This is a genomic window from Paenibacillus sp. NPDC056722 (assembly GCF_042790635.1).
Lineage (GTDB): Bacteria > Bacillota > Bacilli > Paenibacillales > Paenibacillaceae > Paenibacillus_AQ > Paenibacillus_AQ agri.
In genome coordinates, this window is record NZ_JBHTYV010000009.1 from 157,297 (window position 1) to 183,384 (window position 26,088).

The 26,088-nt window shown below is 51.2% G+C and carries 13 protein-coding genes; 10 read left to right on the plus strand and 3 right to left on the minus strand.

Annotated elements, in window-relative coordinates:
- Nucleotides 1-35: 35 nt before the first annotated feature.
- The 4 genes from ACFRAM_RS20770 (at nt 36) to ACFRAM_RS20785 (ending at nt 17,652) form a co-directional block, all read left to right on the plus strand.
- The gene (locus ACFRAM_RS20770; protein ID WP_379467658.1) at nt 36-14,009 is read left to right on the plus strand and encodes an S-layer homology domain-containing protein; all 13,974 of its coding nucleotides are present in this window, start codon (nt 36-38) and stop codon (nt 14,007-14,009) included.
- 172 nt (nt 14,010-14,181) lie between these two features.
- The gene (locus ACFRAM_RS20775; RefSeq protein WP_379467660.1) at nt 14,182-16,008 is read left to right on the plus strand and encodes a sensor histidine kinase; all 1,827 of its coding nucleotides are present in this window, start codon (nt 14,182-14,184) and stop codon (nt 16,006-16,008) included.
- Nucleotides 15,986-17,137 (plus strand): response regulator, encoded by a 1,152-nt coding sequence (locus ACFRAM_RS20780; RefSeq protein ID WP_379467662.1) that lies wholly within the window; start codon nt 15,986-15,988, stop codon nt 17,135-17,137. Before ACFRAM_RS20775 ends, ACFRAM_RS20780 begins: the two co-directional genes overlap by 23 nt.
- Nucleotides 17,138-17,172: 35 nt before the next feature.
- Entirely contained in the window at nt 17,173-17,652 is a 480-nt protein-coding gene (locus tag ACFRAM_RS20785; RefSeq protein WP_379467664.1) for a riboflavin biosynthesis intermediates N-glycosidase, read from the plus strand.
- A 34-nt stretch (nt 17,653-17,686) separates the two neighbouring features.
- On the opposite strand, the gene ACFRAM_RS20790 is transcribed toward ACFRAM_RS20785, so the two are convergent.
- Together ACFRAM_RS20790 and ACFRAM_RS20795 are read right to left on the minus strand one after the other, a co-directional pair.
- A complete protein-coding gene (locus ACFRAM_RS20790; RefSeq protein WP_379467666.1) occupies nt 17,687-18,511 on the minus strand; it encodes a WYL domain-containing protein in 825 nt (274 codons plus the stop codon).
- Nucleotides 18,486-19,811 carry a helix-turn-helix transcriptional regulator gene (locus tag ACFRAM_RS20795; RefSeq protein ID WP_379467759.1) on the minus strand — a complete coding sequence of 442 codons (1,326 nt, stop codon included), beginning with the start codon at nt 19,809-19,811 and terminating at the stop codon, nt 18,486-18,488. The genes ACFRAM_RS20790 and ACFRAM_RS20795 overlap by 26 nt, the downstream gene beginning before the upstream one ends.
- 162 nt (nt 19,812-19,973) lie before the next feature.
- Here ACFRAM_RS20795 and ACFRAM_RS20800 point away from each other — a divergent pair, with 162 nt between their 5' ends.
- Complete coding sequence (locus ACFRAM_RS20800; protein WP_379467668.1) at nt 19,974-20,753, plus strand: nucleotidyltransferase domain-containing protein; 780 nt, start codon at nt 19,974-19,976, stop codon at nt 20,751-20,753.
- A gap of 7 nt (nt 20,754-20,760) precedes the next feature.
- Nucleotides 20,761-21,987, plus strand: coding sequence for an RtcB family protein (locus ACFRAM_RS20805; RefSeq protein ID WP_379467674.1), 1,227 nt, complete (start codon nt 20,761-20,763; stop codon nt 21,985-21,987).
- 197 nt (nt 21,988-22,184) lie between these two features.
- Here the strand turns inward: ACFRAM_RS20805 and ACFRAM_RS20810 are convergent, their stop codons facing one another.
- Nucleotides 22,185-22,949, minus strand: coding sequence for a class I SAM-dependent methyltransferase (locus ACFRAM_RS20810; RefSeq protein WP_379467676.1), 765 nt, complete (start codon nt 22,947-22,949; stop codon nt 22,185-22,187).
- A gap of 294 nt (nt 22,950-23,243) precedes the next feature.
- Between ACFRAM_RS20810 and ACFRAM_RS20815 the strand changes: the two genes are divergently transcribed.
- From ACFRAM_RS20815 to ACFRAM_RS20830, 4 genes are all read left to right on the plus strand, one after another.
- Complete coding sequence (locus ACFRAM_RS20815; RefSeq protein ID WP_379467678.1) at nt 23,244-23,927, plus strand: HAD family hydrolase; 684 nt, start codon at nt 23,244-23,246, stop codon at nt 23,925-23,927.
- Between the two features lie 19 nt (nt 23,928-23,946).
- Complete coding sequence (locus tag ACFRAM_RS20820) at nt 23,947-24,342, plus strand: iron chaperone (protein WP_379467680.1); 396 nt, start codon at nt 23,947-23,949, stop codon at nt 24,340-24,342.
- Between the two features lie 203 nt (nt 24,343-24,545).
- Nucleotides 24,546-24,812 (plus strand): CD3324 family protein, encoded by a 267-nt coding sequence (locus tag ACFRAM_RS20825; protein ID WP_066379779.1) that lies wholly within the window; start codon nt 24,546-24,548, stop codon nt 24,810-24,812.
- 169 nt (nt 24,813-24,981) lie between these two features.
- Entirely contained in the window at nt 24,982-25,998 is a 1,017-nt protein-coding gene (locus ACFRAM_RS20830; RefSeq protein ID WP_379467682.1) for a phosphotransferase enzyme family protein, read from the plus strand.
- The last annotated feature ends 90 nt before the right edge of the window (nt 25,999-26,088 follow it).

Consider the following 26,088-nt stretch of genomic DNA (forward strand, 5'->3'; position numbering starts at 1 on the left):
AAGCCCAATACATGCAGTAGGGCAAGGAGCGTTTTATGAAGGGGGAAATCATTTTGGGACAGCATTTTGCGAGAAAATGGAAGATCATTGTGTTCAATTGGCTTTTGATTGTAAGTATGCTCGCGGGGATGCTGGAGCCTGTTATTGGTCTCGGCAGCAAAGCTGAGGCGGCAGGAGCGGTGACTTCAATCCCGGCGGATATCGCGGGCCATTGGGCGCAGCAGCCGCTCAGTGAATGGGTGGATAAAGGGCTCATTAAAGGCTTTGAGGATGGCACCTTTCGTCCGAATGGAATCATCACGCGTGTAGAATTCGTTACGCTGGTGAATCGGTTGTTTGCTTATAAAGGGACAAGCGATGTGACCTTCAAGGATGTGCCAGCCGATGCCTGGTTTGCTTCTCAGGTCAGTGCAGCTGTGCAGGCTGGCTATTTGAAGGGGTTCCCTGACGGGACCTTCCAGCCGGATAACTCACTGTCCCGTGTGGATGCGGCGGTGATGGTCTCGAAGCTTGTTCCTCTCCTCCTCAAGGAGGGAGAGAATCCGCTTGAGGCGTTCAAGGACAAAGGCAGTGTGCCTGCCTATGGCCGCGATCCGCTAGCCGCCCTGCTGGAGGCGGGCTACATCAAGGGCTTCCCGGACCAAACCGTTGGTCCGGGCAAGCCGCTTACGCGGGCCGAAGCTGTAGCGCTGCTGGACCGCGTGATGAAACCATCGGCGGCGAGTGCCAATGAGGGTGTCGTTCCAGCGGCCAAGACGCTGGAATCAGGAGGCACTTATGGGCCGGTGACAGGCACATTTACGGTCGCCGGGGACCTTACCGTCAATGCGCCGGGCACCACACTGCGTAATTTGGTGATCCAAGGAAACCTGGTGATCGGCCAAAAAGTCGGGGAAGGCGATGTCTACCTTGATCATGTGACCGTGCTGGGGAAGACCTCGATCAACGGCGGCGGGGAACATAGTATACATATTGATGATTCTCAGCTCCAGACCGTTGTGGTTAACAGGGTGGATGGCCGGATTCGGGTGGTCGTCGGAGGAACGACAGTCATCTCACAGATGGATGTTCAATCGGATACCAGTGTCGAGTCGAACGTGGTATCATCCGGCGGTGGTATAGAAGGGATTACGATTTCTGCCACCGGAGAAGTTACGTTATCCGGGAACTTCACTCTGGTTGAGGTCAAGAGCAATGTGAAGCTGTCCATTAACTCAGGAACGACTAGTCGCATCATTGTCGATGAGGGTGTTCAATCCTCAACGATTATGTTGAACAAAGGCGTAAAGGTAGACAGTATTGAATTCCGCGGCACAGCCAGCGTCAAGGGCGAGGGCGAGATTGTCAAAGCGCTGGTGGATGCGCCGAATGTTGTCTTCGAGACCAAGCCGGGCAGCGTGGAAATAACGGAGCGCGGAAAATCCTCCCCTACACCTTTGCCTAGTGCCGCTGCCGGTGGTAACGGTGGTGGAGGTGGGGGCGGTGGTGGAGGCGGAGGAACAACTCCGCCGACCCCGAGTCCGCCATCCAATACAATGGTGGAAGTAACGGTGACTGTTCCGGCCACAACAGGCTTCCGGCTGAATTTCAGCACTCCCGTTACGAATCTTACGGCTGCGGATTTCTCGCTTAAAGATTCTAAGGGCCGTGCCCTGGAAGTCGGGTTCGTGGGTTCATTAACGGAAGGAAGCTCCTACCGGGTGACAGCTGACTTAAACGAAGGCGAGATTTATTCCGTCGCACTGGCTAAGCCAAGGTACGACTTCGGGGTTCCGGTAACCTTCAGTGTACCGGTCACAACGCCACAAGATATTGCTGTCACGAAGATAGTACAGAACATTAGTACCGCAGGCTTCAGGGTATCGTTCGACAAGCCGGTTACCAGCCTGCAGACCCCGAATTTCTCACTCACACGTACTGGCAACGGTGAGAAAGTCGCGATTGGGGAAGCCACATCGAACAGTGATGGCACGGCCTATGACGTAACTGCCGCCCTGGAAGAGGGCGTCACGTATTCATTGATGGTTACGAAGCCAGGTTATGGCTTTGGACCAGCCGCAACAATTTTTGTGCCCGTTACCGATCCTGGCACGATTTCTGTAACTGCTGAGGTATACGAAATCAGTGAAGATGGCTTTAAAGTATCTTTCAGCCCAGCGGTGGCTGGAGTGGACGCTTCGAACTTGATTCTTTTAAATAAGGCCAATCAACCCGTTGCAATCGGCGGAGCGGCAAGTGCTGACGACGGCAATTCCTATACGGTGGCTGCGGCGTTGACGAAGGGAGAAACCTACAGACTTCTTATCGAGAAGAGCGGCTACAGCTTCGGAGAGGCGTTGGAGTTTGCCGTGCCTGGCGAGGAGACGACGACGGTAACGCCTTTGGCGAAGAACGTCAGAACCTACGGTTTTCTCCTGACGATGGACAAGAAGCTACCGGAATTGGATGCATTGAACTTCGTTCTGAAGAACGGGCGAAAAGAGAGCGTAAGCATAGATATGCTCAGCGCGGTGGTTGTCGGTAAGGAATACGAGGTGTGGTCCACACTGGATAAGGCCGACACGTATACCCTCTCACTGGACAAGGAAGGATACGCTTTTACAGAGCCTGTCGTCCTGAAAGTAGAAGCAGAGAAATTACAATCTTCCGTCGGCTGGGTCACGCATAGCGGCTTTGAGATTGTGTTTCAGAACCCTATTTCCGGTCTTGTTGCCGGTGACCTTAAGCTGGAGGATACCCGTGGTCAGTCTGTCAAGGTTGACGGTGTTCAGTTCAGTGCTGACGGCAAGTCAGCGGTTGTATCGGGAGATCTATCTGCAGAAGGGGTTTATCGCTACCGCCTGGATACAGAAGATGCGCGGTACTTCGAAGGAACGGTCAGTGTGCCTGCAATAGTGGAGATCAACAAGCACACGACCTATGAGGGTTTTCCAGGCAGCTATACCGGACTTAAGGTTCATTTCGCCTTGCCGGTGCCGGGCCTAACCGCTGATGCTTTTAAGCTGAAGGATGGAAGCGGCAATCCCATCGCTCTGGATTCCGTTACGAGCGATGATCATGGCAAAAGTTATTTGCTGCAAACGTCACGGATCAACTCGGGTGGCCCTTTCGTACTTGCAGTTACAGCTGCGGGGTACAGTTTCGGTGATCCGGCGACACTAGGAAATGCTACCCTGAACGTCTGGAACGCCGGACGGCAGCCGACACAGTTCATGGCGGGTCTTAACCCGGCTGTGCCAGGCCTGACCAAGGACAATTTCTCTGCGAAGGATGCCGCAGGCAATGAAGTAGCCATTACCAATGTGGCGTGGGACAGCGGTCAACGGATGTACATTGTTACTTTTGCCGGATCAGGGGGGCAGAGCTATACCGTCTCGGTAAAGGTAAACGGATATGACTTCGGGGCTCCGAAAACGATTTGGGTATTTGCCCAGAATAAGATTATTGAGCCTTCTTATACAGGGTTTAGATTAGTACTGGTTCCTCCTGTTCTGATCAATAAGGAGTTTGGATTTAAGCTGACGAAGCCGGACGGCACGCCAGTCGCTATTCAATCGGTCGTGACGGAAGATGAAGGCTCCAGCTACTGGATCTCGGCTAATTTGCAGCCGGACACCTATCAATTGACAGTGGATACGGAGATGGATAGTAATATTTTCACAGTCAAGGTTCCCGTGCTTGCGACAGTCTCGGTGAACCAGATTGCTAGTAGCGGAGTTAACGTGAAGCTGAATTATGCGCTGGATGGTCTGAACGCCAGCAACTTTGTGCTTGTCAATGCGGTTACGGGTGACCCTGTTGCCATCCAGTCTGTATTGACAGAGGACCAAGGCAGCAATTATCAGTTGGCGGCCAACTTGCCGGGTGGAAAATATAATCTGAAGCTGACCGGTCATTTACCGGCTGCCGGGGTTGATTTTCAGGTGGCGGATACGATTCACGCGGGGGCAACGAAGGTATCCAATATCACGAATGCGGGCTTTGATCTCTCATTTGAGAACCCCGTGCCCGGCCTCCTCCCGTCCCATATCAGCATCAAGGATGCGCAGAATAACAAGGTGAGCGGACTGACGCTATCGACAGTTGATAACGGCGCAACCTATCATGTGCGTGTAGCTCTCGTTAACAACGCGGACTATACGATGACGCTGCACAAGGATTTTATCGTCTTTGATTCACCCGTCACGTTCCACGTCAACCGATTTATCTCGGCCAGTACGGCAGACGTAACGAGTGACGGACATCTGACCTTGAAGTTCACACCTGCTTTCCCGGAGATCGAGAATTACTTGGGCTTGTCGATCACGGATGAAGCCGGCACTGTGTATTATCCCAATCTGTTCGAATCGGCGGACGGCGGCGCGACCTATCAGCTCTATGTGCCGAGCCGGATTCAACCGGGTACAGCTTATCAGATTAAGCTGGACAAGGATGAATTCTCGATGAATCCGGTGACGTTTATCACTCCGCCGGTACTTACCGTTAGCGAGGCGAATGTTTCGGGATTGAAGCTCAGACTGGATACACCTATTCCAGGGCTGGATAAGAAACATTTTATCGTGAAAAACGATGCTGGTGAGACTCTAGCACTGACTTCGGCAACTACAGACGACGCAGGAGCTACCTACCTGCTTCAGGGTACGCTGGAGAGCGGCAAGCATTATACCGTTCAGTACAAGTCGGATCTCGCGTACCAGATCAATGACCTGGTACCCTTTACGATTATCAAAACGGTCAAGGCAACCATTAGCAGCGTTACAGCCTCCGGCTTCAAGCTCCAGTTCAGCTCCAGCGTCCCTGGCTTGACGCCGCAGCAGGTCATTTTGCGTGATCCGCAGGGGAATGTGATCCAGGTATTGTCTTCTTTGAAGACTACGGATCAAGGCTTAAGCTATCTGGCTGCGCTGGATACTGTCTTGCCTGGTAAAGGCTACACTCTAGATTTGGCCAGAGACGAGTTCAAACTGGAGGCTCCTGTAGCCTTTGATATTCCGGTCACAGCCAAGGTCAGTCTGGTGAGCACAGCGGTGAATAAAATCATTGTATCTGTCTCTCCAAGTCTGCCAGGTCTGACCACAGATCATTTCTCGCTGTTTGACAGCAAAGGGAAAAAGATTGCCATTAGAGTAAGCAATCCCGGCAGCGGATTCTACAGCATCGAAGGCGAATTTAATCCGGCGGAACTGTATACGCTCCAGACGGTCTATCCCGGTTATGTATTCGGAGCACCGCTGTCTATCGGGTTCAAGCTGTGGGTCGATGGCATCATTCATGCTGCTTCCACAAAGGGCTTCAGACTGGCATTGGTCCCGTTCGTGCCTAATCTCAGTGCGACTGACATTACAGTCACCGACGAGGCGGGAAATACCGTGGCGGTTCAATCCCTCCAGCCTGTGAGTGCGGCTGTGGACTACTACAATGTCAGTGTACCGCTCTCCGGCGGCAAAACTTACCAAGTGACCATTGCCGACAAAGCTCCGTATGCCTTCGGCAAGCTGGACAAGATTAAGCTGAACTCCCGCACGGCCACCGTTGACGGGCTGTCCGTGAAGGGCTTCAAGCTGCACATGTCATCAGCGCTCAGTCTGGGAGGTTCCGAAGTCGTTCTGGTTGACGATCAGGGCCGGGAAGTTGCTATCGATTCGTTCGTCAGCCGCAATGCCGGGCTGACTTATGAGATTGAGGCAACGCTCACGGCAGGCGTGCATTATTCACTGGGTCTTAACAAGCCGGAATATGATTTCGGAGCCAGCATTCCGTTATTGGTGCAGCCAGTTGCGGCCGCGTTTGAGGGAATGGAGAGAGGCAACAACCATGCCTTTATGCTCCGGTTCGATCATGCGGTACCGGATATGCTGCCAAGTGAATTCAAGCTGCAGCGGGATGGCATTCAAGTTGCCACTGCCTCGAAGGTGTCCACAGAGGACGGCGGCAACACGTATAAAGTGGAATATGACTTCCGCGGCGCGGCGCAATATACGGTTCTTCCGGTCAAGGACGGATACGACTTCGGCAAGCCAGTCGTCGTTGACGTGCCGGTTATCGTAAGCTCCACCGTGCTGCACACGGGAGCCTCGTATATCGATATCGGTCTGAATCCGGTAGTGCCGGGCTTGACCGCAAGTGACTTCACGCTGAAGGATAGCACCGGGCAAGCCTTGGCTGCCACGTCCGCAGTAACGGAGGATGGCGGTGCAACTTACCGGATCAAGTCCTCCTTCATCGGGGGCAAGACGTATACGATTGCGCTAGCCAAGAATGGTTATGATTTTGGTGATGCGGTTTCTGCTGCGCTTCCGAGCGTCATCAAGGGCGAGATTGGAGACATCGGGGACAAAGAATTTACGATTCTGCTTACCCCTGCTGTCGGAGGCCTACAGGCCAGCAGCTTCATCCTTCAGAATGTCGGTGGTCAGACCGTGCCGCTTACGTCCGTCAAAGCGTTGAACGGTGGATCGGGTTATACCTTGTCTGCGGCGCTGACGGCAGGAGACACCTATTCGGTGAAGCTGGCAGCGGGCGGTTATGCACTAGACGCTCCGCTTGTCGTGACGATGCCGGTACCGGTCGGACTGACGACGGAGAATATTCATAGTGAGGGACTGACGGTCAAGCTGAACCGGGCAGTTCCCGGCCTCAGCGGCGGGAATTTCCGGTTGGCAGATGCAGAGGGGCAGGCCGTCCCTGTCACTACTGCGACAACGATGGATGGCGGCCTGACCTACACCGTTCGAGCGGCCTTGCAATATGGAGGCACGTACAGTGTGAAGATGACGAAGAACGGCTATGATTTCGGAATAGGCTTGCCGTTCACCGTGCTGAAACGTGTTACGAAATCGGTGACGGCGCTGTCTGGGAACGGGTTCGTATTAAGTCTGCAGACGGCCGTTCCTGATCTGAAGACAAGCAATGTGATGTTGAAGGACAGCACAGGAGAGTCTGTGATCATTGATCCCCTGGTAACCGCGGACGGCGGCCTGACCTATGAGGCGGCAGCCAAGCTGACGGAAGGAACAGTGTACACGTTGTCCGTTAACGCACAAGGCTATGATTTTGGCCCGCCGGTTCAGCTGGATGTTAGGGAGATGCCGGTTTTGTCCGCTTCGGACATTACGACCGCGGGATTCAATCTGAATCTTAGCGTGGCGATTCCGAATCTGAGTTACACGAAGGTGTATTTGACCGGGGAGGATCACCAGCTGATCAAGCTGGATAGCAGTAAGTTCTATGATCCCAATCAGAACACCGCCAAGGCAGGCAGGACTTATACCGTACGCGTGCCTCTAGTGGTTGGGCAGACTTACATTCTGTCCATTAATGATCCAGCGCACCCGACGAAAGGTCCGGTTGAAGTTATTGTGCCGGTTGCGGTCAGCGCTAAAGTGACGAAATCGGATGCAAGTGGAATCACGTTATTGCTTGGTCAGGGAAAACTTGATCTCCAGGCTGCGGATGTTGAAATCCTGTCTGCAGGGGGCGATGCCGTAGCTGTAACAGGCGTCGCTGCCGGTGAAACGGCGGGAATCTACACCATTCAAGCTGCACTTGCGGAAGGCAACACGTACACCCTGCGCTTGAAGAAACAAGGCTACGACTTTGGGCCAGCGGTCAGCGTCTATGTTGCGTATCAGGTGACAGCCAAGTTGATTGGTATCAACGAGAATGGTTTTACTCTCAGCTTGAACATTCCGGTACCGGAGCTGGGTCTGAACCTGCTTGACGCCGGAACCAAGGTTACGATTAGCTCAGCAAATACGGCCGATTACGGTCAAACGTATCAGGTGAAGGCCAACCTGGCCTACAATAAAGAATTCAAGCTCAAGCTTAGCAAAGCCGGTTATGAATTTGAAAATGAGCTGGTTGTAAATAACATCAGTTCACCGCCGCAACTGGTCAACGCCGTGTCTAACGAAAGTGGCACTCAGGTTATCCTTACGTTCGATAAGCTGCTGGAAAGCGTCATGGCCAGTTCCTCCTTCTCAGTGAAGATTGACGGGCAGTGGCAAAGCATGGTGAATGCTGCGCTAGGGAATGACAAGACGCAGATTATTTTAACCTGGAATGCTTCGGGCCGTGGAATAGGCTCTACTTCAACCGCGTGGGTTGCTTATACCGGTGTGAACAGAGTGAAGGCGGTCAATCAGACGTATCTGGCCACGTTTAACGAGATGCCGGTGACGAATGTAGCAACCATTCAAGGCTTGGTTATGAGCTATGCTTATAAGAATGATGCGGCCTATCCGGCGAGGGTGCTGCATGAGCAATACGGCAAGACCGCTCTGGAGACTGCACAGCTGCTCAGGGACGGAGGCTTTAAGCCTGCGAATATTTACAAAACGCTGGTTACGGAGTATACGCTGAATCGCAGTGATCTTGCTCCAATCCTCTATAAGCTGGATGCCGACGCCATAACTATATTCGAAGCCTATGATTCGATAAGAAGATCTAATAGTGCTTTTGGTTCCGAACTCATTGGCGAATTAATCGGAGCGGGTTATACAGCAGATACGCTCGGCCCTGCACTGCGGAAATTTGGTTATTCCAGCAAGGATCTGACCGGCTACCTGAAGTACTACAAAGTGCCGGCAGGGCAAACCGCAAGCATTCTTCGGACTCATTATAGCGAGACAAGCGGCGGGACTGCTGCATGGCTGCAATTTGCCCGTTATGACAAGAAGGATATCGCCACTGCCGTTCAAGCCGCCTACGGATTAAGCTCATTTGATACGGTGCAGGCCCTTCAAGAAGGTCAGCAAACGGCAAGAGACACGGCTGCTCTTATTAAAGACTTGTATGGTGCGGATGCCATTACGGCGGCTACGTGGCTGTCCCAAAGCGGATATCCCGATCATGAGGTCGCGGGTGCGATTGCGGAATTCTATAATTTTGCAAGTGCAGAAGAAGCGGTTCAGGCCTTCCTGGGCGCAGGCTTCTCCGTGCCGTATCTGTATTCGATGCTTAGAAAAAAATATCCGCAGCCAGAGGGCGCAGTTGCGCTGCTGAATGCGAAGATTACACCAAGAACGGTAGCGGAGGCAGTTAAATCAACTGGTGACGGGGCCGGGGTCATGATCAGCGCACTGGTACGCAAGAATTATGGTGTGAAAGAAATTGCAGGCATCGTCAACGATCTGTGGGTAGCCGCAGGTGTGAGCCTGAGCGACGTAATGGCTCAGTTCGCAGCCAGCGGGTTCGATCTCCCGGCAAGAGCCGCTCTGCTGCGGGAAGAGTTCGGAGCAGACATTGGTACTGCGCTGGGCATTTTATACCCAGATGCACGAAATGCAACGATGAAGTATTTGCTTAAGGCCGGCTACGATCACGTTAGTCTGACCGATTATTATCTCAGACATGTGTATTCCGGCAATCGTTACGAAGTGTTCCGGCAGCTCCGGCTTGCCGGGCAGACAGCGGCCAAATCACTGCAAAGCGTTCATGATGCCGTGATCCAGGCCGGAGAGTCCTTCACTCTGGATGATGCCATGAAGCTTTTCTTCAATGACTATACGAACCGTTATGAGGCAGCCGATGTCTTGGCGGCCATCCGGTCAGTCTTCGCCGGGGATTTACAGGTCAAGCTGGATGTGGAGACCGTCGCCACAGCGATGAGCAACGTACAAATGTGGGACAAGTACGCGATCGGCAAAGCTCTGATCAGTCAGATGGGCGTAACCCTGGAACAATGGGTGGAGCTGGAGCGGACTAGCGCATTCGCCAGATTTGGCTGTGCATGCTCCGTTGCTACTGTAGTCAAGGACGTTCAGTATTTATTCGCAAAAGCTACGCTGCCTGATATCACTGTAGCCATGAGTATGTCCAAGCTGTACACGCTGGACCTTATCATCGAAGGCACGATTAATTTCTACTCGACGCAAGGGATCAGAGCTAAAGGGATGCCGTATCTGCTATCGGCATTGAAGAATGCGGGATACTCCTTCGAAGAAGTGGCTGCCGCCTTCGACAGCAAGGGATGGAATGAGTGGATTATGGCTTTCAGCAGTTATGGCATTGCTGCAAGCGATGTTACCGCCTATCTGAAGAGCACAGGACTGCCAATGGAGCAGGTTGTGGGGCGGCTGGCTCCTTATCCTCTGAAGGACAGGGCGCTTGTACTGCGTGAGGCCTATGGTCTGGATTCCAGCGCAACCATGCAGGTGCTGCTTCAGCATACACAAGAAGACCAGGAGACCATCGGCAGGGCGCTGGCCTGGGCGTATGGCAGTGATCCCATCACGTTATGGATTCAGACACTCCGGTCGCAAGGGGCATCGGCAACATCCGTGATTAATACTCTGGCTGCACGCTACCGCACGTATTGGGATTCCGAGATGGTCGGTCCCGCACTTGTCCAGGGCGGCTTTAGCCAGGAGGAGGTCATGAAGGGACTGATTGTTCATTCCTCTAACCGCAACAACCTGCAAGCGACGATTGCTTTGCTGCAAAAGCTGTATGGACAGCAGCAGGTCACCATCGCACAGATTCTTAAAGCTTCCGCGATTGAATCGCCTGCTGAAGGAATTACTTTCTTGCAGAAGGGCGGATACAAGCTGGGTGATATTGCCCGCGCTTTGAAGGACTATTACGGACTGGAGGCTGGAAAAGCGACGCAACTGCTCGTCACAGCCTATCCTAACAGTCAGAATATGATCCTGACAGGCATGGCCAGTGTCTATGGTCAGACCCTGGAGACGACAGTATTTGAAACCTTGCAGGCGCAAGGGATCAGCAATGCCGACGAAGCGATAGACTATTTGCGCAACGCAGGCTTTGGAATCAAAGAAATCTCCGTCGTGGTCAAAGAGAAATTCGGGCTAACCGCGGGCCAAACGGCGGCAGGCTTTCTGAAAAAGCCGGTAGGCGACAAAAATTCCCTGATCACAGCGATTGCTACTGCCTATAATCTGCCTGTGGAGACGGCCCTTTATAGTCTGCTTCAAGAGCAGGGAGTTACTTCTTTTGCAGAAGCCATCTCCTTCGTATTCCAGACTCACTTTAGTCTGGCTACCAGCATCAAGCTGGCTAAGGCGTATGGTCTATCGGCAGGCGGAGCCTTGCAGGCTCATCTGAATTCTAATCTGTACCGTCAATCGGATGTAGTGGCGGGTGTATCCGATATTTATGGAAGCACACAGCAGTCTAACATCGCGGATTCGCTGAAGGCAGGCGGTATGAACACACTTGACACTGCTGTGCCGTTCCTGCAGAAGATGCGCTATGACCTGGAGGGCATTGTCCGTATAGGCAAGGAGCATTATAGCCTGACATCAGGAGAGACCATCGCTGCATTGATGACAGAGGGTTCGTATGACCGGCCTGAAATTGAGGGGGCTGTAACCAAGATATACAATCAGTCACTGGAGCAGACGAAGCTGGAGTCACTGAGCTCACTGGGAATTACCGTATTCGCTGATGCCCTGCCGAAATTGCAGCAAGCCGGATTCACGTTAACCGATCTCGTGCTGGCAGCCAAAACCTACTATAAGTTAATGGCTGGCGAAACGACGTATACGTTAATGCAAACACAGCAGTATCCGGCAGCAGACATCCTATCTACAGTTGCGCAGGAATACGGCAAGCCGGTTCAGCAAAGTCTGGATGAGCTGCTGAAAGCGAGCGGTATTCCCTCGATTGCTGAGGCTGCACCTTACCTGCGTACCATGGGTTACACTCTGCAGGATGTAATCGAGGTGTCCAAAAATTATTACGGCAACACGTCCAAGGCTTCGATAGAGGCACTGATGGCTCTTCATTTTGAAGATGGAGATGTTATAGAATGGACGGTCCATCATGCCTACGGGGAGGATTCACAGGAAGCTGTAGGCCGTTCACCGCAAAAGGTGCTGCAGGAAGCTGAGATTACGGAAGAGAAGGCCGCGGTTACTTATCTGTGGGAAGCTGGCTTTTCCCTGATTGAGATTGCAGACATGTTCAAGAACCACTACGGAAAATCGTCCGTGGAAACGGCCGGATTGCTCATTGCAAATGGAACGTTCTCAGCGACGGCGATCCTGAACAGTCTAAATACCGTCTATGGCTCAACGTTTGATGCAGGCTTAATGAATACTTTTAAGACGGCGGGGCTGTTCACGAGTGTGGATACTGCCGCTCTCCAGCTGAGCAATGGCGGTTATCGGTTGACGTATATTGCCGAGATGCTGAAGAAGAGTTACAGCAAGACGAGATCAGAGACAAAGGCTATTCTGACGGCACTGGGTCTGTATTCGGCAACGGCGATCCAATCGGCGGTAGAGCAGGTCTATGACGCAGTTAACACATCGTCAGGTACCCTGCAGGATGTGCTTGATCTCTACGGGATCACGACGGCCGAAGGTGCCACAGCTTTCTTGATCAAGCAGAACGCTCCGGTTCAGGATATCCTTCAATATTTGAAGGATGCTTACAACATGGGGGCTGATCAGGCGACAGAAATGCTTGCTCCATCCTACAAAGGTCCGGAACTGGGGCTTGCCGTATTCAAGGTGTACTATAATGATGCCAATGTCGGTTATCTGGCGAAGATCCTTCCGGCAGGCAGCACCTCGTCTCCGGGCAGTGTCGCCAGCTTTATGCGAGGCAAGTTCAAGGATACGGATATCGTGCTGGCTTTGAAGGTGCTCTTCAATCTGGATGAGCTGGGGGTAATGGACGCGGTGTCTACGACAGTGATGACAGCAGAACGCCTCCGTGCAGCCGTTCGTGAGGTGTTCGGAAGTGATCCTTTATTCGCTTATCTGAAACGGATGAAGGAGCGGGGAGCTAACGCGAACGACGTTGCCGCAGAGCTGGATATCCGGGGATTGCTGGAGCCAGCTCCATCGAGCTACTTGGTCAATACACTGTTGGCGCTGGGCTATGACAACGCTAGCGTGCTGAAGATGCGGTACAATTATTACAACGATTCCCGCAAGAATGCAGGCACTGAGGAAGAACAAGGCAAGCAACTGGTTCAGCTTGGTGTGGATACACCGGCGGCCATTGTGCAGTACCTAAGAAAGTGGAATCTGCTGCCATACAAGGTCATCAACATTGTAAAAGCAGGTTTGCCTAATGCTGCCATGACGGATATTGCACTCGCCATGCGTGAACAAGGATACGGCACCCAGGCTGTCATGGGTGGTCTAGATGCGGTAGGCCAACGAGGCGATGATATTGCTGCGATTCTGAGAAAGCTGGGATTGTCGGCAGTGGAAGCCTTAAGCTTCCTGAGTAACCGCTCGTCGGATGATCAGCTTCACTGGCTGATCCGCAACGGCTATACACCTGCTGAATATATCAGGTACAGAAATGTCGGGAGCGACAATACCATTGCCATTCTGAAGGCAACGGGCATGTCGGCAGACGATCTGGCGAAGCTGCTCTCCAAGAACCTGAATATGGGCTACTATAAGATTGCCAAATCGCTATACGATGGCGGATTTAAGACGATCAAGGAGGTGGCAGCTGCGCTGCTTGCCGCAGGCTGCCGTCCAGGCTGGGTTCCAATGTATCTTCAGGAGATCGCAGGCTGGACGCTCAAGGAAATTGCCAAGGCTATGCTGGAATCGAATCTGATCACGCTCACGGATTTGGTGACGGCGCTTCAGATAGCCAATGGCAACAACTTGAAGTATACGTTCCAGATTATTAAAGAAGTCTCGACCCGTGAGAGACAGGCTTATTATGACGGGCTGAACTCCGCAGAACGCAAGCTGCTGAACAACAATGAGATTGCACTGATTGTGACTGCCTCAGCCTTGCGCCATGCGAACATCAGTCTTTCCAAAATCACAGACCAGCTAAAAAATGACGGTGTATATGAACCGGAGATTGCGCTGAAAGTGTTGTTCTTATCCGGATTCAATGTGCTGGATGCTACGGATACTGTGTGGGATGCCTATCGTGATGTGATCGGTGCGATGATTATTCTGGCTATGCTCAAAAAAGCTGGAGGTGCGTATATCGCCGATTTCGGCAGATATTACACGCTGATCTCCAAGGTTACCAAAATCGTATATGAGCTGAGTAAATAAGGTTTGTCGCAAAAGTCTTTCAGAAGGCCGATCCGGTTACGGGTCGGTCTTTTGAAAATAAAAGAGGGATTACACGGCTCTTCTCCTTGCGTTTATAATGGAACAAACGGGGAGCATTCTTCCCCTGTTCAATATGTAGATTGCAATCATTTGATATAAGGGAGACGCAGCCGTGGACACAAGATTATGGATGTCGGTCACACTTTTTTTCGCAGCAGGACTAATGCTGTTCGTCTCTTTCCTGTCTTACCAGAAGCGCCATCTGCCTGTAGCCAAAACGATGATTCTGATCATGCTGTCAGCGGCATTCTATTCGCTGGGGTACGCCTTTGAGGTGTTGAGCCGGAGTCTGGAGCAAGTGAAGCTGTCGCTTCAAGTCGAATATCTGGGCATCCCTTTCATTTCGACGCTCTGGTTCTTTCTCGCCCTCCAATTTACAGGAACGGGATTCCGCTATCGCAAGGTTCTTGCTCTGATCCTGTTCGCTGTCCCCATGACCGTTTTTATCCTTCATCTCACCAATGATTGGCATCACCTGGTATATGAGCGCTATATTCTGAATACAGAGTCTTCCATCCCTCTCTACACCACGGTGAAGGGCCCTTGGTATAAGGTCCACACGGTCTATAATTATTCGGTTGTACTATGCGGTGTTTCGCTGTTTATCCCCATGTACTGGAAGGCTTTGCCGATGGTGCGGAAGCAGATTGTTGTTCTGCTGCTTGGTGCTGTGGCCCCCTTTCTGCTCAATACGTTCTTTTGGTATGGCACGAATGTTGACCTGACGCCGTTCGGGTTTGCCATTTCAGGTGTGGCTTTCGTATGGGGCATTCTGCGGTTTAATTTACTGCGGTTAACGCCGCTTGCCCTCGCTAAGGTGTTCGAGACGATCAGAGATGGGGTAGTGCTGCTGGATTATGATGACCGAATTGTCAGTTACAACAGCGCTGCTATAGAAGTGCTACCGGAGCTGGGATCGACGAAGCATTATCCGGTGGAGATGGAGAAGGTGCTGGGGAATAGCCCTGAACTGCTTGAACGTATTCGGGCGGCAGGAGATGGGGAGGAGCGCTTCCCTTTTCAGCGGTTTCATGACAACCGCAACATGTACTATAACTGCAGCGTGTCGCTCATCTACGATTCGGGCCGGATTCTGATTGGCCGGATTCTGATGTTCAATGATATTACAGAGATCAAGGAAAGTGAGGCCCGGCTGCGCGAGAATGCCCGGGAGTTGTCCGAGCTTAATGCGTTTAAGGACAAGCTGTTCACGATCATGGCGCATGATATCCGTGATCCGATTGCCCTTCTCGTCAGCCTGACCGAGCTGCTGGATGATGAATTGACGGCTGCCGACTTCGAGAATGCCGAGTTGGTGCGTGAGCTCAAAGGGCAAGTCCAGAGCACCTTTCATCTGGTTGATAATTTACTCGATTGGTATCGCAGCCAAAAAGGCAAGGTAGCCTTTCGTCCCTTAGGCTGGAATTTGCAGCAGGTCGTCCGGCAGGCTTTGCTGCTGGCTGGACCGAAGGCGGATATGAAGCAAATTGAGCTGACGGAGGATATTAACGAGAAGCTGGTGGTCAGGGCAGACAAGGAGATGTTGGATCTCATTCTGCGAAATTTGCTTTCCAACGCAATCAAGTTTACGGGGATCGGCGGCAAGATTGATATCGGAGCTGTGCTGAAGGGTGAGCGGATCATTATCTCTGTCACTGACAACGGAGCCGGAATTGATGAAGAGACTTCCGAACTGCTACGGCTGGAGGAGCCATTCTTAAAGGCCATGTCTGGCGTAGAAGACTCCGGGGACACACGATTTGGATTGGCGCTGACCCGTGAATTTGTCCGCATTCATGGCGGCAGCCTTTGGTTTGAGAGTACAGCAGGCTGCGGAACAACCTTCTCATTCTCCTTGTCAGGCTCGCAGGGTGTGCCGGAGAGGTTCGATAATAGTGATATGGAGGAGGAAGCCTATGAAAGTTATTTTGGTAGATGATGAGCCTACAATGCACTTGATTTTGCGGAAAATGCTGGTCAAGCTGCCCGGCGTTCAGGTCGCAGGCGCTTTTACAGACACACGTGCTGCGACCTCTTTTCTACAGGACAATACCGATGTTGGACTGGCTTTCGTAGATCTCTCTATGCCGGGTGAGAGCGGAATGGAGTTCGCCGCCAGGATGGAAGCTGCAGCTTCTCCTGTACAAGTGGTATTTGTGACGTCACACAAGGAATTTGCCCTGGAGGCTTACGAATTGTCTGTGGTAGATTATTTAGTGAAGCCAGTCTCTCAGGAGAGGCTGGAACGGACAGTAAATCGTGTGCTGGCGAACCAGCGGAGCATTCATTCCCCGGCGCAGGTCACTCCTGCTGCTTCTGCTATTGCCAGCCGGAATATCCTTACGGCGCTGGGGGACGTCTCGGTGAGCAATGAGGCTGGACGGGTCAAATGGACCTCACGGAAGTGCGCGGAACTGTTCGCTTATCTGCTGCTGTACCAGGGCAAGCGAATCCCGCGTTCCAGGCTGGTGAAGGATATTTTTGGCGGGATGCACCAGACGAATGCCGAGAGCTACCTGAATACCACTGTCTATCAATTACGCAAATCGCTGGAACCGCTGGGGATGCGAGAGTCCGTCCGTTCGGAGAATGATGGCTACGCGCTCGAATTAAAAGATACAGTGATTGACTACGTGGAATTTGAACAGCAAGTGAAGAGCTTGCAACGTATGGATACGGAAAATGTAGAGCGGGCGCTGAACATTGAACGAATATATACGGGGGATTTGTTCGGTGACAAAGCCTATGTGTGGGCTATCCATGAGACAGAGCGGTACGCGGAATTATATACCTCGTTTGTAAAAAAACTTGCCGGAGTACTAATTAAGGCGGGAGATACCGCTGCTGCGTCGAAGCTGCTGCTTAAGCTGAACGAGCGTAATCCGCTGGACGAAGCAGTGGTTGGCCAGCTCATGACGATCCGGCAGATGACCGGAGATAAAAAAGGGCTGAACGCCCTTTACACCGATTATGTCCGGCTGCTCACCCGGGAGCTGGGCATCCGCCCGTCCCAGGAATTGATTCATCTGTATGATTCATTGATTAGCCGATTGGGTGATCGAAAATAAAGTGGCTGCAAAGCAGAAAGTGAGGAAGACAGAATATGAACCCGGCAGAAAAAATCATCAATTTCTACGAAACAGATAAAGCTTATGGCTGTTTCTCCAATTTTGCCAAATATCCAATCGAGTTGGAGGGCAAGACCTGGCCGACATCGGAGCATTATTTTCAGGCGAAGAAGTTTGCAGGAACGGAACACGAAGAACAAGTGCGGCTGGCACCGACCCCGATGGAGGCAGCCAGAATGGGGAGGGAACGCTCCAGGCCCTTAAGAACGGATTGGGAACAAGTTAAAGTTGAGATTATGTTAGAGGCGCTGACGGCCAAAATCGGACAGCACCCTGAGGTCAGGAACATTCTTGTATCCACCGGCGACTGTATATTGATCGAACACACGAAAAATGATGCTTATTGGGGCGACAATGGAGACGGGACGGGGCAGAACATGCTGGGCCAACTGTTGATGCAGATCCGTAATGGCCTGGAAGAATATCAACCATCGGCCGAGGGAGAGACAGACTAATTCTGCTCCCTTCAGACGCAAAAATCAGGTGTCATTACGACGATAATTCCTCTTCTGAAGGCAGCACACCGTAGAGCTTCAGCGCTTTGATCGCCGATTCCTGCATCCGCTTCTTAAGGTAACTGCCCTTCACGACCCGGACCCGCTTGCCGAGAAAACGGAGCTTGGAGAGCAGATAATCGCTGTCGTTCCCGGTCAGAATGATACTGACACTGTAAGTGTCTTTATCCGCATCGTATGCAACGTCCTTTTCAAAGCTGGAGAAGGCGTATAGAATGCGAGACAGCTCCCGGTTATAGTCAGGGACGATTTCAATGACAACCTCAAATTTACGTGTGTCGCGCCTCAGGCTGATCTCATGAAGAATACTCTCATACTTGGAGGCAGCTATAGCTTGATGTGATACGCTGACGATCTTGCTCAGCTTGGTGCTCATAAGCGAGTGCCGCCGTAGGTGGTACCAGAGCAAATACCACTCCCGTTTGACCATGGAGTACTCCAGTTTGTAAGGCACTCCTGTGAGCCCCTCTTGAACACTGCCGCGTTTGGTTCCGTAAGTCAGTTGGACCGCTTCTTTAGCCATGATATGGCGGCGCAAGGTACGGAGAAGCGGGTGATACACCTGCTTTTCCCTGCTGCGGGCTTTTTGCACCAAGTGGTCAGCTGTATCCATCAGAGGGTCAGACTCCAGCAGGGAGACCAGCTTCTCCAGCGTCCCGGCAGTGAACGCATCCTTGGCTGCGGGGTGCTCAAGCATGGTCTTCAGCCAGGCTCTTTCGTGGGAAGTGACCATGAAGGTGCCGTTGTCGTCCAGACGGGAGATGATCTGATAGTTAAAAATTTTCTCGAAAAGGTTCATAGTAGGCCAATATCTCCTTCCATTCAGCGATCATTTCACGGCGTAGCCTCAAGGGTTCAAGCACTTCACAGCTGGACCCGAAGCTCCGCAGCCAGGGCTTGATCTCGGTCGTCCCATTCACGGTGATTTCGTAGATAAAAGAATACGGATCTTCGTCCACGATCTGTCCCCACTGTCCTTGCAGCAGCACCCGCTCTCTTACGAAATTCGGTTCAGAATCTCCAGGGCTGTAGAACCTCGCCCGCACCGTGACCGGCAGTCCAGTATCAATCAGCCAGCTATACTTCATTTTCTCGTCAAGCTCGCAGCGCTTGGCCTGGAACGCTTCCTCACTCAGAGGCTGATCCTCAGTCTCCATCCGCGTAATCCCTTCCATACGATACTTGCGAATGCCTTCCCGGCCGCTCGCGAGCAGATACCACCTTCCGTATTGATGGTCATAGACGACCTTCAGCGGGAGTGTCTTTATGGCGGAGCCTTCGCTCTCGCGTTCGAACAATGGATTGGTGTTTTTGGAGCCATAGCTTTTCTCGGACTTTGGCGAGTAGTAGAGAAAGGTGACTCTGTGGCGCTGGCGAATGGCGTTCAAAAGAGTGAACAAGTGGGCTTCGTCCAAGATCCGTGAGTAATAATGATACTTATATAAAAAAGCTTCGATAGCTGGCTGCTCCACCTGATTGCGCAAAAGATGCTTTTTCAGTCCGTCACGCAGCAGATAGCCTTGCACAGAAGGGACCTGGGTGTTCGCCATGACATCCACAAAATCATACAAGTCGATAAGCTCTTCATGGCTTAACTGCTGCACCAAGTCGTTATGTACGCGGTAGCGGAAAGGACGGGCGGCCCCTTCTTTGCGGATGACCCCCACCTCTTCCAGGTATTTCAGATCCGAACGGATCGTCTTCTCATCGGGCTGGGGAACACCTGCGGGCAGGCTGCTACAGCACATATCCAGAAGCTCCATCGCAGTCATCGCCTCTCCATTCATGGCACCCAGCAGGAGAGAGAGGCGCTGGCTTTCGGTTTCTTTTACCGACTTGGCACGAAATAGAAATAACAGCATGGGATCGGTAGAGTCATAGTAGCTGTACTTTAGGGTCTCAGCAAATTCTTTGCCTTGTTCCTCCGGGAGGTGCTGATAGGTAGAGCTCACGATATCCTTGAGCCGGCGGATGGTTTTGTCAAAGGTATGCACGGAAATACCCAGCCGGTCAGCGAATTGCTGTCTGTTGAACGCGCCGCTCGTGAGCGCAAGCATACGCAGGAATTGGATTTCTTTATCAAAGCTTTCCTTGGCCACCTGGATTCCCCGTTTCATGAATGTCTTCCTTTCATTGTAACAGGGCAAGGGTAGGGGCGGAATGGTAAACTGCTCTGTGATCGTAATACTTTTGCCATGTTCGAACTTCCGAAAATAAGCGAAAATGTACATAGTAACGGAGCTGAACAGGAGGAGAGCCTTATGCCGGAGGTTAAATCAATCATAATAGAAGAGTTGAAAAAGATCGAAAGGGAAGAAAACGTCCGTATTCTGTATGCCTGCGAATCAGGCAGCCGGGCCTGGGGATTTCCTTCCAAGGACAGTGATTATGACGTAAGATTTCTATATATCCGGCCGCTGGAATGGTATCTGTCCATTTTTGAGAAGCGGGATGTCATTGAACGGCCAATCAGCAATATGCTGGATATCAACGGCTGGGATTTGAAAAAGGCTCTGAATTTATTCCGCAAATCCAATCCGCCGCTGCTGGAGTGGCTGCAATCCCCGATTGTCTATACGGAGAATGAATCGGTCGTCCGGCAAATCCGCGATATCTCTTCCTTCACGTTCTCCCCAAGATCGTGCATGCACCACTATCTGCATATGGCCAAGGGGAACTATCGTGATTACCTGAAGGGCGATCATGTGAAAATAAAGAAGTATTTCTATGTGCTTCGTCCTGTGCTGGCCTGCGAATGGATCGAGCGTTTCCATACGATGCCGCCTATTGAATTTCCAGTGCTGGTGGAAACCCTGCTACCGGAGGGCAGCTTGCTTAGAGCGGCCGTCGATGATTTGCTGATCCGAAAAAGAGCAGGTGACGAGATGGATTACGAGCCGAGAATTCAGCCTATTAATGAATTTTTGGAGGAAAGAATCAGCTACTACGAACAGACGATATCCGAAGTGGAGACTGCCGGGGGCGGTCAGGATAGGCGGCTCGATGAATTGTTTAGAACAATAGTAACGTTACAGGGGTGAAAGAAAGATGGCATATCAGAATATTGACGGTGTACGTGTCTGGGGAAAGCCTGACGAGGGAGCGCTTGCTCAGGCGAGAACCTGCTCGAAGACAGGGAACGTGGTTCAGACGCTGCTTATGGCAGATCATCATAAAGGGTACAGCCAGCCTATTGGCGGTGTCGTTGTCTATGACGGGCAAATCTCGCCATCCGGTGTGGGCTATGATATTGGGTGCGGCAATAAAGCGGTGCGGACGCAGCTATCTGCGGCTGATGTAAAACCTGCGCTGGCCCGGGTCATGAATGATATCGCCCGCCAGATTTCTTTTGGCATGGGCCGTATCAATAACGAGAGATTGGATCATGAGCTGTTCGACGATCCGGACTGGGATGTGTACCGGGCTGTAGGAAAAGCAGAGCATGACAAGCTGAAGACGCTGGCCCGTGATCAGCTCGGAACCGTTGGAAGCGGGAATCATTACGTGGATCTCTTTGAAGACACCGAGACAGGACGGCTGTGGATCGGCAATCATTTTGGCAGCCGGGGCTTCGGGCATAAGACTGCGAGCGGTTTTATCAACCTGGCAGCAGGACGTGAATTCTTAGCCAACGCGCCGGGTGAAAAGATGGATCAGCCGCCGCTCCTGCTGGATTTGAACAGTGAGCTGGGGGATATGTATTATCGTGCGATGAAGCTGGCGGGGCGTTATGCGTACACAGGGCGGGATTATGTAATCCGCAAAGTGCTGTCCATCCTGGGAGCAGAAGCTGATTTTGAAGTGCATAACCATCATAACTACGCCTGGAAGGAAACCCATGACGGGAAAGAGACCGTAGTGGTCCGCAAAGGCGCTACACCGTCTGCGCCGGGGCAGATGGGTTTTATAGGCGGGAGCATGGGCGACATTTCTGTGATCGTTAAAGGGAAGGATACCGCAGAGAATCGGGACGCTTATTATAGCACCGTTCACGGGGCTGGACGGATCATGAGCCGGACACAGGCCGCAGGCAAAATGAACTGGAAGACCCGTACCCGCAGCGGCGGACAAATCTCCAAAGCGCAAATGCTGGACGCGGTGCAGGCATTCAATGTGGAGCTGCGCGGAGCAGGGACGGATGAAAGCCCGTTTGTATACCGGAAGCTCCAGGAAGTATTGGATGCTCACGCGGAGACGATTGAGGTTATGCATGTCTTGAAACCGATCGGAGTGTGTATGGCGGGGGCGGATGAATTCGATCCGTATAAGGATTGAGTATGAGCTTGTAGGGATTGCTGTGAGTAAATGAGGATTAACTATGTGCGTAGTGATTAAGCATGACGTACGAAGATGAAGCATATTGTCCTATAAGGAAGGACCTCAGCTCCCACGATTTCGTGGAGCTTGAGGTCCTCTTTTGCAAACGGATCATCATTCCCGAGGGAACTTTAGAGACTATAGAGTATCAGAGATCAATTAATGGCAGAAATGCGTCTCGCAATGATCATAAACCGCGCTGAATTCGTCAGTATGCCTTGTTCTCTTTGATTCTCTTCAATGAATCGCCCAAGAATCCGAAAATCCTCTTCGTTCTGACCGAAGCCAGGAACAATCGGCGTATGCTTCAACAGAAATATAAGGTCTTCAGCGGTCTGATAATACTCATTAATGTTATATTCGAAGGATTGAACATCCGAAAATCCTGCTTCGCTTAGCTCGGTTAGATATTGCTGCTTGAGGGTGCCAACCGGTGTCTCAGAAGCTTGCCCTCTCCCAAACGCTTCTTTAAGGTTCATCTTATCGGTCTCAGCCACTTGCTGGGTCAGGAATACGCCTTCCCTGGATAGGACACGAGCAACTTCCTTGGCAGAGAAAGGAGAATGTCTGCATGAGATAACGTTAAAGAAAGGTGCCGGAAACTCCAACTGATCAGCATTCATCTCCAGAAAACGGACATTACTTTTGCCGGAGTTGGATAGATTTCTGTTTGCTGTCTCCATCATGCCAGTTGACTGGTCAATGCCGACCAGTAGCGATGCCGATTCAGCTATGGATAAAATGGCTTCCCCGCCACCGGTTCCGATATCCAGCAGGAGGTCGGAGGATTGGCATCTCTTCGTGACTTCACGGTAGAAGTCCCAGGGTGCTTGTTCGGACACGCATTTCACACTGCTGAAATCCCAACCGTTTAATACACCGACTCTATCATAAAAATCCTTGTAATTTACCTTGTTCATTCTTAAATTCCACCTTCCAATGAGAATAAAATAATAAGGAGTCTCCGTTGACTATTGCTCAAGATTGCACTGGGTCAAAAGGGCAGACTTCTCCCTTGACGGCTGGTACGCGTTTTATCCAGCCCGGTAGCTACCTATCTCGAACAATGCGGAAAGACATCCATTTCACCCCAAATTAGAAGATTTTTCAATTATAAAATTCGGCGAATGAGAGATCAAGAGGTAGAATGATTATAGTGGTTTTAGGCGAAGCCGAATGGACCCTAATTTAATTTCAGGGGAGTGATACATCCAATGATACGTGCTGTGCTTTTTGATCTGGACGGAACACTGCTGGACCGGGATTCATCCTTGAAACGATTTGTTGAAATGCAGCATCAACGCTGGGGTCATTGCCTTGGGCATATTCCGAAGGAAGCTTTTATCAACCGATTCGTGGAACTGGATGCACGGGGCTATGTGTGGAAGGATGCAGTCTATCAGCAGCTGATCGATGAGTTTGAGATTCAAGGGACGACTTGGGAAGAATTGCTCGAAGATTATGTGTCTCAGTTTCATCAAGCCTGTGTGTCATTCCCTAATTTGCTCGAGTTGTTAGAGGAGCTACAGCAGCGGGGAATAGAGCTAGGGCTGATAACCAATGGCTTTACCGCGCTGCAAATGAGCAATATCCAAGCCTTGGGCATTGAACGGTATTTCTCGGCCATACTGGTATCAGAACAGGAAGGTCTAAGAAAGCCAGATCACCGAATATTTAAGTTAGCAGCAGAGCGGCTGGGCGTAGCGCCCGAAGAGAGTATATACGTAGGGGATCATCCGATGAATGATGTGCAGGCCTCCAGAGAAGCAGGGATGATAGCAATTTGGAAAAAGGACGAGTACTGGGATTCCCCGGTGGAAGCTGATGCGGTCATTAACGACCTGTCCGAACTCGTAGGAATTCTGGAGCATTTTATCCACTTCGAACCATTGAAGTGAGCTTTGAAAGGAGAACAAGATGGACACGAATACAGACAAGCCAACTTTTGCGACGATAGATGAGTACATCTCGTTGTTCCCCGCCGAAATTCAGCAGACCCTCCAGACGTTAAGAGGCGTTATCCTCGACGCTGCACCGGAGGCGGTGGAGAAGATCAGTTATCAGATGCCGACCTTTGCGCTGCAGGGCAATCTGGTACATTTTGCCGCATATAAGAATCATATCGGATTCTATCCGGGAGCCAGTGGAGTTGCGGCCTTTAAGGAGGAGCTGTCAGGGTATAAGGGAGCCAAAGGCTCCGTGCAATTTCCCATTGGCCAACCATTGCCCTATGAACTGATAAGCAGGATTGTAAAATTTAGGGTTGCGGATAATGCAAAACGAGGAGAGAATAAAGGGAGGAAGAAAAAGTAATTATGTTGCAGGTTAAGGAAGGGAGGGGCACCACATGGCTAGATTAGATCAGCGCTCTATGCAGAGTTTATTCTATAAACAACAAGCGGTTGTTTGCATAGAGCCAAATAGAAATAAGTAACCGCTTTTAATGACAGTGTTCATGTTTATAGAATAGACTTTGCTACCTTTAAGATTTCAACATTTAAAGGAGCGGAGCTATTATGAAATATGTAAATGCTGACCTAATCTTCCCGGAAGCCTTGCTGAAGGAAGTACAGAAATATGTCCATGGCGGGATGGTGTACATCCCCAAGCCGGATGGCGTGCGCAAGAAATGGGGCGAGAAATCCGGCAGCCGACAATATCTGGATCATAGAAACGAGAACATTCGTCTAGAATTTTCAACCGGGGTCACGATGGACCAGCTGGCCGACCGGTTTTGCCTATCCAGAGATAGTATTAAGAAGATTGTATATGCAAAAAAGTAGTCACATAAAGCCGCATTGGAACTTATTCTGATGTGGCTTTTTGTTGTGTAAAATACAGTTTTTAATCATTTATTGTATATTTCCGGGTGACCCGTCATTGCTATAATGACCAACAGAACAGGGACCGCGTTATTGATCTTAGGGCACAACACACCGGGAGGAGATATGTATGGATAACTTTTTCAAGTATGACACAGTGCAACATAGACGTTCTTTACTGAACAAAGCCAGGACGATAGTTTTGTCGGCACTCATGCGTTACGATATCGAATGGGAGCGTATCGAGTTTGTTCAGTTATCGGACACCATCACGTATAAAATAGAGACGAAATCCACGGGCCATTATTTACTGCGTATTCATTCGGACCTCCTGAGCAAAGAGCAAATTCAATCCGAGCTAACGCTGCTACAGGCTCTTAATTCAGGTGATGATCTGACGGTCCCGGAAGGAATAGCAAGCCGTGATGGCTCCTACGTATTGGACATTGAGGTGGCGGGTGAGCATCGTCGTCCCTATTATGTGACCATGATGCGTTGGGTAGAGGGTAGCCATGTAGAAGGTGATTTTACAGACAGCTTGGCTTCTAAAATGGGTATGCTGATGGGCAGGCTTCATGAAGCCGCTGAGAAGTTTGACCCGCCAGCAGACTTTACCCGTCCTGTATGGGGTGCCGGCAGCTTTCGGTCTGAATTGACTAAGCTGGAACAGCATTATTCCGTGTTTTTGTCGGAGGAGGATTGGAAAGGCTATCAGGCGGCGGCTGAAAAAGTCTGCACACAACTCGAAGGGATGCTCAGCAACGATCATAACTATGGACTTATCCATGGCGATTTGCACAGTGGTAATATCGTTATTCTGGAGGATGAGCCCTACCCCATTGATTTCGGAAGATGTGGCTATGGCTATTACCTATACGACATAGCAGCGGCGTTGTTAGAGCTTTGGCCGAAGCACCGCTGGATGTTCATCCAGGGATATGAGAGTGTAAGGAAGCTGGAGGAGGACTATGTCCGCGAATTAGAATGCTTTTTCATCATGGTTATGATCGGAAATTATGCTCATCATGCCTCTAATCCGCTGGAGACAGCAAGTCTGATTGAGGAACAACCCTACGCTCTGGCTTACATCAGGGAATTCTTGAGCGGTCGATCATTTCTGTTTGAGGTGGTCGATCCTATTAGCTGAACCGCTTGATATCGCTCACCGGAGAGAAGCCGAACAAGCGCGCAGAAGCTGGATCAGCTGCGCGAAGAACTGGAAGCGAATATGGCCATC